Below are 14,559 nucleotides of genomic sequence, written 5' to 3' on the forward strand. Positions count from 1 at the left end.
GCGATCAGTCCTGTTCTTGATCTCGACGCTAACACCTGATTACACTTGCGAATAACGAATTAATCGAAAGTTTCGTATTCGGAATTCGCATATGAGAACCAATTTCGATATCGATGCCTTGCGCGCTGTTCTTGCTGGAATTGAACAGAAGAGTTTCTCGCGGGCTGCCAATGAGTTGGGTTTGTCGCAGCCGGCCATAAGCCGCCAATTGAAGAAGCTGGAGCTCCAGGCCGGGGCACCACTCTTCACTCGTCAAGGCCGAGGTTTGGTTCCGACGGAAGCCGGGGAAGCTTTGGCTGATTACGCCAGACAGATCATCGCGCTGAATGATGAAGCTGCCCGAGCGGTTGGTGCTGCGGTTGAGCCTGAGACAATCCGCCTTGGCCTGCCGCAAGACTTTTTCGACGACGTCATGCCAGCGGCGACACGTGCTTTCACCGAACTTCATCCGGATGTTCATGTGACGGTGCGGGCCGGAAACAATCACATCATCGGCGATGAAATCGACGCTGGTCGCCTTGATGTGGCTATCGCGTTCTTTCCAAGCGGTTCAGGCCAGAAGGGAAAAGCGCTTTGCAAACTGCCGCTGAAATGGCTGGCCCATGACGGTTTCAGTGAGTCCCCCGCAACCGCGGTTTTGCCGCTGGTCCTGTTCAACCATCCTTGCCTGTTTCGCCAGATGGCGCTCAGCGCTTTGGACCAATCTGGCGCCCGATGGCACGCTGCCCTGACGACACCGAGCCTTCAAGCCGTCTGGGCGGCACTGAGGGCGCATTTTGGCGTGGGCGTGCGTATCAACCACAACCGACCGCCTGACATCGTCGACGTCAGCGATTGGCCAAGCCTTCCAGAGCTGCATGATGTGGAGCTCAGGCTGCTTACCGCGAGCCATCTCTCAGGCGCGGCCAGCACCATGCTCGACATATTGGCCGAAACGACAGTTGGCCTCATCGATGCGGCGGACCGCCGCCGTGGCTGACCAGGTACACCGGAAACCGCTCGAAGTCTGGTTTGAGTTCGCCAGCACCTACTCCTACCTGTCGGTGATGCGCGTTGAAGACTTGGCCATCCAGAGTAACATTTCGTTGGTTTGGCGCCCGTTTCTCCTGGGGCCGGTATTCAAAGCCAAGGGATGGGAAACTTCACCCTTCGTGATGGATGAAGCCAAGGGGCGGTACATGTGGCGTGATGTTGAGAGGCGAGCCATCAAATATGGTCTCCCCTTCAAACGCCCAGAGGTTTTTCCCGCCAACGGTTTGGCGGCAGCGCGATTGATGATGGCTGCTCATGGCGAAACCTGGTCGGGAGATTTTGCTCGAGCGATGTTCAGAGCTCAGTTCGAGGATGGCGCCGATATTTCGCAACGCGAGACTCTCACTCTGGCACTAACTTCAGTTGGTGTTGATGCGCGGTCGTGGATAGACCGTTCCCAGCAGGTCTCAACAAAAGCTGCGTTGCGCCAACAGTCGCTCGAAGCCATGAAAATTGGTGTTTTTGGAGCGCCAACGTTTTGTGTGGGCGACGAACTCTTCTGGGGCGATGATCGTCTGGAGGATGCTGTTGAGTGGGCCTGCGCGCTGTAATGGCAGAATTATCCGCCATGCCGTAGCGTTTCAAAACTGTGCCAACGCAGGCGCTCTGAGCGTCGCAATGGTCGCCCAAAGCGCTTTCTAGATGGAGGGAACTCAAGATGCTGAACGGGCAAAATCAGTCGTTTCCATCGTTTGGAAAGCGCCTTAAGCGACAGCGAGTTGCCATGGGGTTGAAGCAGGAGGCGTTGGCCACTGCGCTCGACGTCAGCCAAACATCTATCTCTCGGTGGGAAAGTGGCGCCCATGTGCCAGAGACGCAGATTCAGCATGACGCGTTGGCCTGCCTGGCATCGGCGCGAACCAATGATGCCGCGCTGAAGAGGCTTGTCGAGAGTGCGTCGCTTTGCGTCCACCTTGTCGATGAAGCGAGCCACGTTTGCCTTGCCTACTCTAAACGCCGCGCAAAAGACTGGAACTCGACGGACCGTGGCTTGCTGGGGATGTCTCTTTGGCGGTTCGCAACGGAGGAAATTCGCCTCGCTGAGAGCCAACTCGAAGACCATGGCTGGTGGAACGATGTGGTGCCGATGCCGAAAACCGTCATGACATCCGAGGCAGTCTTTCCCGAGATCAAGATCAGCGAAGGTGGGATGCTGTGGGAGCGTATCTATCTCGCAGACGGCACGCCTGCGCGCCTGGTTACGGCGATTGGGGCCAATGCATAATTTATGCGTGGCTTGGCTGCCTGCTTTCGCATAGCCCAAGGCTATGTGCTTCCGTCAATCCAAAGTCTTTTTGGTTTTCTTGCTATGGTTCGCTGGGCTCGGTGCGGCTGCCCAGTTTGCGAAAATCGCGGTCCCGTTCGGTCTTGTCCGCGAAGCCTTTCCTGAGGTTGGCAACGAAATTGGGTGGTTGCTCTCATTGATCAGCCTGGTCGGCGCGGTGCTTGGGATTGTGGCCGGGGACGTTGTGGGACGGTTAGGCGCCCGGCGGGTGCTCCTTTTTGGCCTTTCACTTGGAGCGATCGTCTCTTTTTGGCAGATCGCCCTGGTCTCTTTTGGACCGATGCTGGCCAGTCGGTTGGTGGAAGGCGCGTCGCATTTGGCCATTGTCGTATCTGCGCCGACGCTGATCTCGCAGTTGAGCGACAAGCGCTATATCGGCCCCGCGATGACGCTGTGGAGCACGTTCTTCGGTGTTGCTTTTGCCATCGTTGCTTGGGTCGTTATGCCACTTGTTGCCTCCGACGGGTTTACCGTTCTGCTTGGAGGCCACGGCGTCTATCTGGCCGTTATTGCGGTCTTGGTGGCCCTGGCCGTTCCAGAATCCAGGATGGAAGCTGTCGCCAAGAGCGATGCAAATCCTGATATCGTCAAAGCCCATATCAGAACGTACACCTCGCCGCGCATCGCTGCTCCTGGCGCGGGCTGGCTTCTTTACACGTTAACGTTTGTTTCGCTCCTCGCCCTGCTTCCAGAGCGCTTGCCGCGGGATCAAGGCATCTGGGCCGCAGGCCTCATGCCGCTTGTCAGTATCGCCGTTGCTCTGGTTGTTGTGCCGATCTTTCTCCGACGGCATTCCAGCGTCGCCATCATCATTGCTGGTTTCGCGCTTGCCTCTGCGCTTGTCCTGTTCAACGTTTTCTTGAACCTGCAATTGCTTTTTGCTGTCGGCCTGTTTGCGTTATTGGGCCTTGTCCAAGGGGCAAGTTTCTCGGCGGTTCCTGAACTCAACTCTGAAGCCAAAGACCAAGCGCTTGCCTATGGCTTCATGGCGCAGGCTGGTAATTTGGGAAATTTGCTCGGCACGCCGCTTCTAATCTTTGTTGCAGGCCATTTCGGCGAGATTGGAATGTTCCTGTCCATCGCGGTTCTCTACCTACTGGGCATTCTCTTGCATTGGCTGCTTGCCAAAACGCGAGGCGCACCAAGATGAGATGGTGTTGCCGACTTAGACGCCGAGCCTGCCGCCAGTGGTTCCTCCTGAGGGTCATCAGCGACGTCAGGCGTCCACAGGTTGACGCTTGTTATCCCTTTGATCCTGCTGCACAAGAAGGGCAGTTCTGGATGAAGGGGATGCTAGGGCATGGGCACGGTTTGGTTTATGGGCGAGGCGCTGATCGACTTTGTCCCGACCATGTCGCCCGCCGGTGATGCCTTCGCGCCACGCGCCGGTGGTTCGCCGTTTAACGCCGCCAAGGCCGCCGCCCAAGCGGGCGCTAAGTCAGGCTTTCTGGGTGCCATATCGAACGATCTTTTTGGCGAACGGCTGATTGCAGATCTTGAGGCGCATGGGGTTGAAACCCGTCGCACGCCGCGCACCGACGACCCTTGCACACTGGCCTTTGTTGAGCTGACTGGTGGTGTTGCACGCTACGCGTTTTTCAATGCGCTGTCGGCGACAGCCCTGATGAATCCTGATCCGGCGGCGTTCGTGCCCGAACAGGGCGATGTTCTCTCGTTTGGCTCGATCTCGTTGATCGACAAGCCGGGAGCCGACAACATTGCTGCCTTTGCCTTGGCACATGCCGATACAACGATGATTGCGCTCGACCCCAACGCTCGTCCGACCATGACGTCTGACGTCGATGATTGGCGCGCGCGCATCGAAGCGATCGCGGCGAAGGCTGGGGTTATTCGACTAAGCGATGAAGATCTCGAGTTCTTGGCGCCTGGCCAATCACCCGCTGACTTTGCCGCCGACAGGCTTAGCCAAGCCGCCGGGCTGGTCGTGGTGACACTGGGCGAAAACGGTGCACTCGGCTTCTGCGGCGATGGCTTGGTGGAGGTTGAAGGCCGACCGGCGGCAATCGTCGATTCGGTCGGCGCCGGCGATACCTTAATGGGCGGGGTGATGGCGGAGTTGATGCTGCGGGATCTCACAATGCCAACCGCGTTAGCCGGTCTCACCAGTGAGGCACTGGGTGATATTTTGCGTTACGGCGTAACGGCGGCCGCCATGAACTGCGAGCAGTCTGGCTGCGCCCCGCCGCCGCGCGCAGACGTCCTGCAGCGCCTGGCGAGCGAGGACTGAAGTGGCCCGTCTGACGCGCGCAGGGCAAATCACGCTTTCCGACACGGCCTCGCTGCGGGTGCGCGCTGCGTGGCTCTATTTCAACCGTGGTCTGACACAAAAAGACATCGCAGAGGCGCTTGGCGTCAGCCGTTCGACGGTTGTGCGCATGCTCGATGAAGCGCGCAAACGTGGCGAGGTCCAAATCTGGATCAACACCAGCCCCGGCGATTGCACAGCCCTCGCCGTTGAACTGGAAGAGGCGTTGAACCTTGACGAGGCGATCGTTGTTCCCGGCTCTGGAACGGCGGACGAGACGGCAAGCGATGTCGGTGCCGCGCTTGGCCAGCTGCTGTCGGATGTCCTAGCCGATGATATGACCATTGGCGTTGGCTGGGGCCGCACGTTGAACGCCTCACTTTCCACCTTTCGACCGCAGCGGCGGTCGGGCATGCGGGTTATCTCGCTGCAAGGCGGGCTGCTGGAAGCCAGCAGCGTTAATCCGATTGATTTTTCCTGGCGCATGGCCGGGCGACTTGGCGCGGACTGCTTGCTCTACCTGGCACCATTGGTCGTCGATAGTCACGATACGAAAACTCGATTGATCGAGCGGTGCGGTCTGCGACAGGTGGAAAAGGCAGCCGAAGAGCTTGATGTCGCGGTGCTCAGCTGCGGCGACATCGGCGTGGCAGGGTCTTCGCTCAGTCACCAGTTTTTGTCGCAGGATGAATATGCCGATCTGCTAAAGGCCGGGGCGATCTGCGACACGCTTTGTCAATTTCTGGACGGCGGGGGAAACACTGTGGCCCACCCCATCCACGATCGTGTCATGGCTGTTGATCTTGACACCATTGCGACCGCCAAGCACGGCATTTTGGCGTCGGGCGGCGCGCTTCGGGCGGCGGCTATTATGGCAACGCTCACGCGCACCGGGTGCAAAACATTGGTCACCGATGAAGCGGCGGCCAAAGCGATATTGGCGCTCAAAGCGTCGGCCTAGCTTGCCAGATAATCCGTGATGCGCCGGTTGACCTTGGTTGCCGCCTCCACATGGGGTAGATGACCGGTCTGCGGCAACAGCATTGCGCGTTCGCCAAGGCTTTTTAGCCATTCCATGTCCGGTGGATTGATCGCATCCTCTTCACCCCAGATTACCAGTGCCTCATTCGGCAGGGCAGGGAGTTCGAAGTTTAACGCGGCTTGGGCGATCTCTGCCAAAGCCTCTCGACGGCCCGGCTTTTCCAGGTGTTTAAGAACATACTGCGCCATTTGCGGCATGATCAGTCGCTCACGCACAACCAGTTGGCGCAGATGCTGCAAGGCTTCGTCTTCAGACTGAAGACCGGGAAGGCCGGTCAAGAAATCTCCAGCGACTGCGCCTGAGCCAAATCCTGCTGGTGCGATGAGCACGGTTTTGCCGATTTGATCCGGCCGCAACGCTGCAAGGTGGGCCGCGATGGCACCGCCCAAGGAATGACCAATCAGCGCGATGGGTTTGTCGTTCTGCGGTAGCAGTTCGGTGAGCGCGCTGGCGATATCAATGGGTGTCGTTGCGCCAGGTTCGGCTGTTCCATGGGCCGGCAGCTCGGCTGCCCAAACGGTGTAGGTGTCGAGTAGCGCCGGTGAGTTCGCGACCCAGCCCAGCCGGTCGGCACCGAAGCCATGAATGAGGACCACGGCGTCGCCTTCGCCGCCGATGCGATGCATCACAGGTGCCATGGGCTAGGTGATCTCTCCCAAGGTCACGCCAACTTCAACGATTTCGCCTTCGGGCATGGCGATGGTGCTCAGCTTGCCGTCGGCCGGCGCTTCGATCTCAATGGCCATTTTGGTGGTCGTAATGACAACGATCAGATCACCGCTTTTCAACGTATCACCCTCGGATGCGACCCATTCGGTCACTTCAGCCTCGGTGATTTCATTGCCGAGCTGCGGCACAAGGATGGGCGTTGTCATGGTCGGGTGTCCTCTTAAAGAGCCTGGCGGGCAAGGTTGAGATCATCCCATGTACGCACGCCACGTTGGTTGGTGCGTTTGGACGGGAAGAATTCGCCTGTCACCACGTCGATGATGTCGTGTGCCTGTGGGAAATAGGTGGTTTCCATATCAGCGCCCGGCACGATCCAGTTCGGGCAACCAAGCACGCGTGGCGGCGCTTTCAGGTCAGCAAAGCCGAAGCGGGTCACGTTGGTGGAGATGGTCATCGCGAAGCTGCCGCGTTCAGAGGCTTCTGACACGATAAGCAGATGGCCAGTCTTTTTCACCGAGGCGAGCAGAGCATCATAGTTGAACGGCACCAATGAGCGCGCGTCGATGATTTCCGCTTCGATGTCAACGTCAGCCAGTTCATCAGCGGCTGCTAGTGCTGGATAGAGCGAAGGACCGATGGTGAGCACGGTGACATCATTGCCTTGGCGCTTGATGTCCGGTTCGCCCAGCGGGATGCGGTAATAATCCGTCGGAACGCCGTCTTTCTGGAAGGTTTCGATCTGATCGTAGAGCCGCTGGCTTTCAAAGAAGACGACAGGGTCGTTGGATGAGAGGGCAGAGGCCATCAACCCTTTCGCGTCATAGGGGGTGGCGGGGTAAACGACTTTAAGACCTGGAATATGGGCGATGAGCGACGTCCAATCCTGAGAGTGCTGGGCACCATATTTCGAACCCACCGAAGCGCGCAGAACCACCGGCATGGTGAGCAGTCCGGCGGACATCGCCTGCCATTTGGAAAGCTGGTTGAAGATTTCATCGCCGGCGCGACCGATGAAATCGCCATACATCAGTTCCACCAGGCTGCGTCCCCCGGCGAGCGCGTGACCGACAGCGGTGGCGACGATCGCGGCCTCGGAGATCGGAGAATTGAACAGACGATGATGGGGGAGAATATCGCTGAGGCCGCGATAGACCCCAAAGGCACCACCCCATTCGCGACATTCTTCGCCATAGGCAACAAGGCTCTCATCATTGGTCAAATGATGAAGCACAGCTTCGGTCAGACCGTCTCTAAGGGTCACCGTCTTAAGGCCGGATAGAGCTTTGCCCTCGGCATCCAGGCCAAAGCGCGCTTTGCGACCCAATTGGCGGAAAGCGGCGGCTTCTTCAATCGGCTTGAGCAGTGGCACTGGTGTTGAAGGCACGGGTATCTCGGTGCCGGAAAACATCAGCTGACCGATGCGTGTCGGCTGCCCTTCCACGTCCACGGGTGGGGCGATCTTTGGATCGACGGCGGCGCGGGTGACAGCCAAGATCTGTTCGGCAACGCCTTCGCGCATGCTTTCCACGTCTGCGTCAGACAGGATGCCCGCCGCCGTCAAGGTAGCCGCAAATTGGCCGATCGGATCCTGCTCGGTCCAAAGCTTGATCTCATCGCGTGTGCGATAGGCGTTGGCGTCGGTGGTGGAGTGGCCGACCAACCGGTAGCATTCCACATCCAACAGGGCAGGGCCTTTGCGCTCTAAGAGAAGTTGACGCTTGCGGGCCACGGCGTCGGCGACGGCCAGCGGGTTCGATCCGTCCACTGTTTCGGCGTGCATTTGCGCCGGGTTCACGCCTGCGCCTATGCGGGCAAGGCGCTCCCAGCCCATGGTCTCGCCCTTGGTCTGGCCGCCCATGGCATAGAAGTTGTTGGTGAAGAAGAAAAGCACCGGCAGGCCGCCCATGTAGGCGTCTTCCCAAAGGGTGTCGTATTGCGACATGGCAGCGAAGTTCATCGCCTCCCAGACCGGGCCGCAGCCGGTCGATCCATCGCCCGCATTTGCAACGACGATGCCATCATCCTGGGCCAGTTTGCGACGCAGCGCCGCGCCGGTTGCAATACCAGCGCTGGCGCCGACGATCGCGTTGTTGGGATAGGCTCCAAAGGGCGGGAAGAAGGCGTGCATCGAGCCGCCCATGCCGCCATTGAAACCGTTCTCGCGCATGAAAATTTCTGCGAGCAAGCCGAAAAGCAGAACGTTTTGGCCAAGCGTCTTGTCGGTGCCGCCGACATGCTTGGCGACGGTGTCGCGCAGCTTGCCACCCTCATAGGTATCGAGGATGCCCGACAAAGCCGCGTTGTCCAGCTCGGCTATTGCGGCCAGACCTTTGGCAATGAACTCGCCATGGCTGCGGTGGGAGCCAAGAATGTAATCGTCCGCCTTGAGCGCCATCGCCGCGCCAACGGCGGCGGCTTCCTGGCCGATCGAAAGGTGTGCCGGGCCTTTGTAGAGATAGTCGATCCCCTGATAGGCGCCGGTGCCCTTGAAGGATGCGAGCATCGTCTCGAACTCGCGGACCACCATCATGTCGCGCAGGGCCTGGCGCAGAGCGCCATCGCCACGGGCCTCGCGCTCGGTTTCCAGGCTGGTGTGGTAGGCATGGACTGGGATCGGTGAAAGAGAAAGCGCGCCGGATTGGCGGGTTTCCTGCGGATCGACGAGCAATTGTTTGGGCATGAGGCGAGGGCCTTATCGGGGCTGGAAGCGAACCGTGAGAGGTGCTTCGGCTACCGCATCAACAGAAACTTTGTCAAATCGAATACGCAAATGTTCATTTGAAGTTCACGCCTCAAGCCTCGTCCTCATCACGCTGGCCAGCGCGTGTTTTGGCGAGCACCGCTTTCATGGCCGCGAACCGCTTTTGCTCGGTCTCATCGCGGGCGAGGCTGACGGCGGTTGAAAGAATATCGATCACCACCATGGCCGACAGCCGCGAGACGGTGGGCGTATAGATGTCCGTGTTCTCCAGCGTTTCGATGACAAGGCCAATGTCGCAGTCTTCCAGCAGCGGGCTTTGCGAGCCAGAAATTCCGATGACGGTCGCCCCTTGCGCGCGGGCAAGGCGCGCGGCTCGGCGGACGGCCTCGGTTTCGCCAGTGTTGGAGATCGCAACCGCCACATCGCCAGGTTTCAGCATCGCGGCGGTCATGAGCATTTGGTGACCGTCAAGCGGCGCGCCGCACGGCACCCCAAACATTGGAAACTTTTGCTGGGCGTCGAGCGCTACAATCGCCGACGCACCATAGCCAAAGAACTCGATCTGATTGGCCCGCGAGAGCACCGCGACCGCCTCGCCAATGACCTCTTGGTCGAGGCGGGTGCTGACCCAATTGAGATTGGAAAGGTTGAAGTCGAACACTTTGCCGATGAGGGCTGGCAGATCATCGGCGGTTGAAATCGCCGAATGGGATGTCGTGCGGGCGAAGGCAAGCGAACGGGCGAGTTTGACGCGAAGATCACGAAAACCCTCGCAGCCAATGGCCATGGCGAAGCGGATGACGGTCGGTTCGCTGACATTGGATCGGCGGGCGAGTTCAGCCAGCGTCACCGAAAGGGCGCTGGCGGGGTCGGAGAGCACCGCTTCGGCCACCCGGCGCTCGGATTTGCGCAGGTCCGGCAGGCTGCGCGTGATGACCTCCAAAAGGTTGTCGTCAACTTCGGTCCTGGCGATCGGATCGGTGGGGAGGTTAGGCGAGGTCAAGCAGGAGCCTTTCGCCAACCACTGCCTTGGTGATGTACGGCTTGCTGGTCTTGGCGGCTGCCGCGTCGATCGCCTCTTCGCTCAACGTGTTGAAGGCAAACATGCCGAAATGATGCGGAACGAGCCATGGGATGCTCGCATCCTGGCAAAGGGTGATGGCTTCTTCCAGTGTGAAATTGCCTGGGATACCGGATGCTAATCGCACCGCATCGCGACCATTCACCGGAAGCAGGGCGACGTTCGGTGCGATAGCCCCAATGGCCTCCGACAATCCATCGAACGGGATGGTGTCGCCGGAATGGTAGAGCGTAACGCCGCCAGCTTTGATGATGTACCCCAAGAAGTGGGCGTTGCCCTCGCTGTCGCGGTCGAGTGTTTCATGGGCAGCGGGCAGCACATGAAGCGTCAAACCAGGAAGCGGTGAGAGCGTCTGACCGTCGCTGGCGCTGACGAGGTTGGCATCTGTTCCAATACGCTCGCGTGCGACGGCCAGCTTGGCGCGCGGGACCACAAACGGAAGATCTGGAAAACGCGTGGCGAGTGGCCCGAGCGTTTCGGGATCCATATGATCGGTATGGGCATGAGTGACGAGCACAAGGTCCGGCTCGGGTAATTCATGTGGCGTGATCGGCGGCGGCATCATGCGTTGGTGATCATTGACTTGCCCGGCATATTTCTTGGCAAGGCTGTCCGAGAGATAGGGATCGATGAGGATGCGATGATCGCCGGTGTCAAACCAGAAGCCGGCCTGGCCGAGCCAGAACAGGGCGCGCTCTCCCTTCTGTGGGAAGCCCTGCTCGCGCCTAACCTGCATGATGCGCTGCTGCCTGTTGGGGTCGTCCCGTCGCCTCCGCGGCGATGGCGGCAATCCGGTCGAAGGCGGGCCCAGAGGTTGGAATGGTGATGTCAAAAACCTCGGCGATCACCTGCGTCCAGCCATGGATGAAGTAGGTCCATCCGTCTTCGACCTGAAGGTTGCGCGCGCTGGCTTGGGCGTTCGCTTGATCGAGGAAGACCAGATCGCCACGATAGTTGAGCTCCCAGACGACACCGTCCGGCGGAAACTGCGCTTCGTTGGTCAGCGGTGACCCCGGCGCATCCTTGCCAAGGCCGGTCGCGTTGATGACCAGGCTGCCGGGTTTAAGGCCGGCCAGGATCGCATCATTGTCTTCCGGTTTGGGTGCCAGGACATAGTCGACGGGAATGTTGCTGCGGAGGCCTTCATGGATCGCGCGGATATGATCAAGGCGCGGCTGCGAGCGGTTGGAAACAACAATGCGAGACGGCCGGTTGGACCCGCGCGAGGCCTGCATGAGATGCCAGGTCAACGCGATGGTCGAGCCACCGGCACCCATGCTGAAAACCTCCGCGCCGGTATAAGCAAAATGGTTGGGTGGTAAAAACCCGTCCAGCGAAAGGCCTGAGGAAATCGGGTCCTTGGCATGGCAAATGAGCCGGCCATCGCGCTTCGAAAGGCAGCTGGTTTCCGCCATCATGGTGGCGAGCGGGTCGATCTCATCGAACTGGTCGCGGCAGGCTTCGAACAAGTCCAGCTTGTGGGTCGTGACCAGTGCGCCAAGGGAGAGGGGATCTGCCTTCAGGAAGGCGACCATTTCGCGGTATCGCTCGGGCTTGTCGTGCGGCACGAAATCAATCCCGCGCATGGCAACATCTCCGAGGCTAAGGTGCTCAGCCCATTTGGGGAACACCTTCATGATCGAGGATTTCGCCGTGGTCACACCAATGAAATAGAAGGTGGGTTTGGTCGCCGGATCGTAGGTCATCAGTTAAGATCCTGCGTGGCGAGGATTACGTCGATCTCGGCTTGAGTGCGCGGCCTGTAAGTGGCGTTGGGAACGCTGGCCCAGCCGTCGCCATCGGCGATGATGCGTACGGCCATGCCACCTGATTTGGCGATGACGTCATAGTCTTGGCCGGAATCGACAGGGTAGCAGAAGCTCATCACCAAGGGTGCGCTGCCGGTGTTGACCGAGCGATGAATCCAGAGCGGCGGCACATAGACCATCGTCTTTGGCCGCACTTCGAGGATGGAGACCTGCCCATCGGGTGATTCCATCAGCATCAAGCCTTCACCCGACTCGCCATAATAGGTCTCCGGCCGGTTGGCAGTGGCATGAATGTGCCCGCGCGTCATAAAGAATTCATTCTCAATGCGGCCGGGTTCCATGAAGGTGGTGCCGAAGATCAGATCGCCGGAACTTGCTTCGGGCCGCACATCTTCCACGGTGTAGACGACCCGGTCGCCGTAGTCTTTCAAGGTGCGCTCAAAGGCCTCGCCATCAGCATAAATGCCTTGCAAGTCCGACAGGTTTTTTTGGTACCGGCCGGTGTGCGCTGCGAGCGCGCCAGTGCTTGGGTCGATGGTGTGGGCTGACGGCGCAACCAGCATGCTGGACTCCTCATTTTTGTAGTATAATTACCAAAATAGCTTGGATTGGCAACTGAATGGCGGATCAATCCAACGAAATTCCACTTCAAGGCGCTTGTCTGGCCGAAAATGAGCCAACTTTTGTATTTTTGGTTCATCAAAAGTCGGTGACATGTTAGTTTTTCATAGTAGAACTACAAAAACGGGTTGAACTCGACGCCCGTTCGGGGCAACCTTCGGGAAAAACGAAGGGAGAGAGGATGCAGGGGGATGCGGTCAGGCACGATCGGGTGAAGTACGCCTTCATCTGGCCTGCGTTTATCATCGTCCTGGTGATAACGATCTTTCCGCTGATTTATGCGCTGACCGTCAGCTTCCAGTCGGTGCGCTTGGTGCCGCCGCTCCCGCCGCGCTTTGTCGGCGTCGATAACTATGCCGACATCCTATCCTCCTCGCGCTTTTGGGGCTCGACTTGGACTACGGCGACGATCGTCTTTGTGTCCGTTGCTTTCCAATACGCGCTCGGCTTTTTGCTGGCGCTAGCACTGCACCACAATGTGCGCGGCTCTTCGCTCTATCGGGTCGTGTTTTTGCTCCCGATGTTCATTGCTCCGGTGTGCGTCGCGCTCATCGCGCGCATGGTGTTCCATCCCTATTTGGGGCCGGTGAACGACGCGATGGTTGGTTTGGGCTTTGGTAATTTGCCCTTCCTCACAGAGCCTGGGCTGGCGATCATGGTGCTGATTTCCATCGAGACTTGGCAGTGGACACCTTTTGTCACGCTGCTGATGCTGGCTGGATTGCAGAGCATGCCCAGTGAAGTTTTTGAGGCGGCGCGTGTAGACGATATCGGCCCTTGGCGGCGGTTCTGGGATTTGACGTTCCCCATGCTTTTGCCGCTGTCGGTTGCAGTGATTTTCATCCGCTTGATTGAGGGCTTCAAGGTCATCGACACGGTGTTTGTGCTGACCGGGGGCGGACCAGGAACGGCGACCGAAACGCTGACCCTTTTCGCCTACAATGAGGGCTTCAAGAAATTCAATCTGGGCATGACGTCGGCGCTCTCCTTCGTTTTCCTCATCGTCGTTATCATCTTCGGCACGATCTATCTCGCAGCCGCGCGTCGCCTGATGAAGAGGTACGCGTGATGGAGAACCGCACGCTGCGCACCATCGGTCTTGTGGGCTGTCTGGTTTGGCTCTTTTTCTCGTTCTTCCCGCTTTATTGGGTGTTCGTGACGGCGTTTAAACCGCCGCTCGCGGTCTCGCAGGGCGCGACTTACATTCCGTTCGTCGATTTCCAGCCGACCTTGCAGGCATTTCGCGATGCGTTTTCCGGCATTCGCGGTGACTTTTACGGGCCGATCATGGCCTCGGTGATGATCTCGCTTGTGGCCACCGTGCTCTCGGTCTTTCTCGGTTCCATGGCGGCCTATGCGCTGGTGCGGTTCGAATTTCGCATCCGCCTGATGTCGGGCCTGGCGTTCGGCGTCATCTCGATCGGCGGTTTTGTGCTGCTCAACAGCACCTTTGACATCGACGTGCCCTATGCCCTTCTGATTGTGCTGGTGCTGGCGCTGGTCGTTTCCATCTGGATGAACCGGTTTCGCCTGCCTGGGCCGGTGCTTGGCAACAATGACGTGACCTTCTGGTTCGTCTCTCAGCGCATGTTCCCGCCCATTGTGTCGGCGTTTGCACTGTTTCTTCTTTATGCCGAAGTGGGTCGGGCGGGTTTCCCACTGCTCGACAGTTTCTTCGGCATGGTGCTCGCCTACACCGCTTTCGGGCTGCCCTTCGCGGTGTGGTTGATGCGCGATTTTTTCTCTACCGTTCCTGTCGAGGTGGAGGAAGCGGCACAGGTCGATAATATCGGCCGTATGCGCATCTTCATTCAGATCGTGCTGCCGATGTCGCTGCCTGGACTGCTCGCGACATCGATGATCGTGCTTGCCTTCATCTGGAACGAGTTTCTGTTTGCCCTGCTGCTCACCTCCGGTGACTGGCAGACCCTGCCCATCCTTCTTGCCGGTCAGCAATCGAGCCGCGGTGATGAGTGGTGGGCGATCTCCGTTGCGGCGCTGATTGCCATCATTCCGATGGTTGTGATCGCAGCGATCTTGGGCCGGATGATGCGATCTGGCCTTCTCTCAGGTTCAATCAAATAATCTTCACA

General features: G+C 58.9%; 15 protein-coding genes. 8 read left to right on the forward strand and 7 right to left on the reverse strand.

The genetic code is table 11. The features are described 5' to 3' along the window. Positions 1-91: 91 nt before the first annotated feature. The 6 genes from JJ917_14115 (at position 92) to JJ917_14140 (ending at position 5,544) form a co-directional block, all read left to right on the forward strand. A complete protein-coding gene (locus JJ917_14115; protein MBO6699957.1) occupies positions 92-979 on the forward strand; it encodes a LysR family transcriptional regulator in 888 nt (295 codons plus the stop codon). Further along, complete coding sequence (locus tag JJ917_14120; protein MBO6699958.1) at positions 954-1,583, forward strand: 2-hydroxychromene-2-carboxylate isomerase; 630 nt, start codon at positions 954-956, stop codon at positions 1,581-1,583. Before JJ917_14115 ends, JJ917_14120 begins: the two co-directional genes overlap by 26 nt. 173 nt (positions 1,584-1,756) lie before the next feature. Then, positions 1,757-2,257 (forward strand): helix-turn-helix transcriptional regulator, encoded by a 501-nt coding sequence (locus JJ917_14125; GenBank protein ID MBO6699959.1) that lies wholly within the window; start codon positions 1,757-1,759, stop codon positions 2,255-2,257. Between the two features lie 43 nt (positions 2,258-2,300). Beyond that, a complete protein-coding gene (locus tag JJ917_14130) occupies positions 2,301-3,467 on the forward strand; it encodes an MFS transporter (GenBank protein ID MBO6699960.1) in 1,167 nt (388 codons plus the stop codon). A gap of 150 nt (positions 3,468-3,617) precedes the next feature. Next, a complete protein-coding gene (locus JJ917_14135) occupies positions 3,618-4,565 on the forward strand; it encodes a carbohydrate kinase (GenBank protein MBO6699961.1) in 948 nt (315 codons plus the stop codon). A 1-nt stretch (position 4,566) separates the two neighbouring features. Then, entirely contained in the window at positions 4,567-5,544 is a 978-nt protein-coding gene (locus JJ917_14140) for a sugar-binding transcriptional regulator (GenBank protein ID MBO6699962.1), read from the forward strand. On the opposite strand, the gene JJ917_14145 is transcribed toward JJ917_14140, so the two are convergent. From JJ917_14145 to JJ917_14175, 7 genes are all read right to left on the reverse strand, one after another. After that, positions 5,541-6,263, reverse strand: a complete 723-nt coding sequence (locus JJ917_14145; protein MBO6699963.1) for an alpha/beta fold hydrolase — start codon at positions 6,261-6,263, stop codon at positions 5,541-5,543. The two genes, JJ917_14140 and JJ917_14145, sit on opposite strands and share 4 nt — an antisense overlap. 3 nt (positions 6,264-6,266) lie before the next feature. Then, on the reverse strand, positions 6,267-6,500 hold the full coding sequence (locus JJ917_14150; GenBank protein MBO6699964.1) for a lipoyl domain-containing protein: 234 nt from the start codon (positions 6,498-6,500) through the stop codon (positions 6,267-6,269). Positions 6,501-6,514: 14 nt separating this feature from the next. Continuing rightward, positions 6,515-8,974: a dehydrogenase gene (locus tag JJ917_14155; protein MBO6699965.1), complete on the reverse strand. Its 2,460-nt coding sequence runs from the start codon at positions 8,972-8,974 to the stop codon at positions 6,515-6,517. A 112-nt stretch (positions 8,975-9,086) separates the two neighbouring features. Next, positions 9,087-9,968: a MurR/RpiR family transcriptional regulator gene (locus JJ917_14160; GenBank protein MBO6699966.1), complete on the reverse strand. Its 882-nt coding sequence runs from the start codon at positions 9,966-9,968 to the stop codon at positions 9,087-9,089. 16 nt (positions 9,969-9,984) lie between these two features. Next, positions 9,985-10,812 (reverse strand): MBL fold metallo-hydrolase, encoded by an 828-nt coding sequence (locus JJ917_14165; GenBank protein ID MBO6699967.1) that lies wholly within the window; start codon positions 10,810-10,812, stop codon positions 9,985-9,987. After that, positions 10,802-11,785, reverse strand: a complete 984-nt coding sequence (locus JJ917_14170; protein MBO6699968.1) for a shikimate dehydrogenase — start codon at positions 11,783-11,785, stop codon at positions 10,802-10,804. The genes JJ917_14165 and JJ917_14170 overlap by 11 nt, the downstream gene beginning before the upstream one ends. Then, positions 11,782-12,408, reverse strand: coding sequence for a glucose-6-phosphate isomerase (locus JJ917_14175; protein MBO6699969.1), 627 nt, complete (start codon positions 12,406-12,408; stop codon positions 11,782-11,784). The genes JJ917_14170 and JJ917_14175 overlap by 4 nt, the downstream gene beginning before the upstream one ends. A gap of 239 nt (positions 12,409-12,647) precedes the next feature. Between JJ917_14175 and JJ917_14180 the strand changes: the two genes are divergently transcribed. Together JJ917_14180 and JJ917_14185 are read left to right on the forward strand one after the other, a co-directional pair. Continuing rightward, positions 12,648-13,535: a sugar ABC transporter permease gene (locus JJ917_14180; protein ID MBO6699970.1), complete on the forward strand. Its 888-nt coding sequence runs from the start codon at positions 12,648-12,650 to the stop codon at positions 13,533-13,535. Further along, positions 13,535-14,551, forward strand: coding sequence for a carbohydrate ABC transporter permease (locus tag JJ917_14185; protein ID MBO6699971.1), 1,017 nt, complete (start codon positions 13,535-13,537; stop codon positions 14,549-14,551). Before JJ917_14180 ends, JJ917_14185 begins: the two co-directional genes overlap by 1 nt. Positions 14,552-14,559: the final 8 nt, after the last annotated feature.

It is taken from the genome of Hyphomicrobiales bacterium (assembly GCA_017642935.1).
Classification (GTDB): domain Bacteria; phylum Pseudomonadota; class Alphaproteobacteria; order Rhizobiales; family MH13; genus MH13.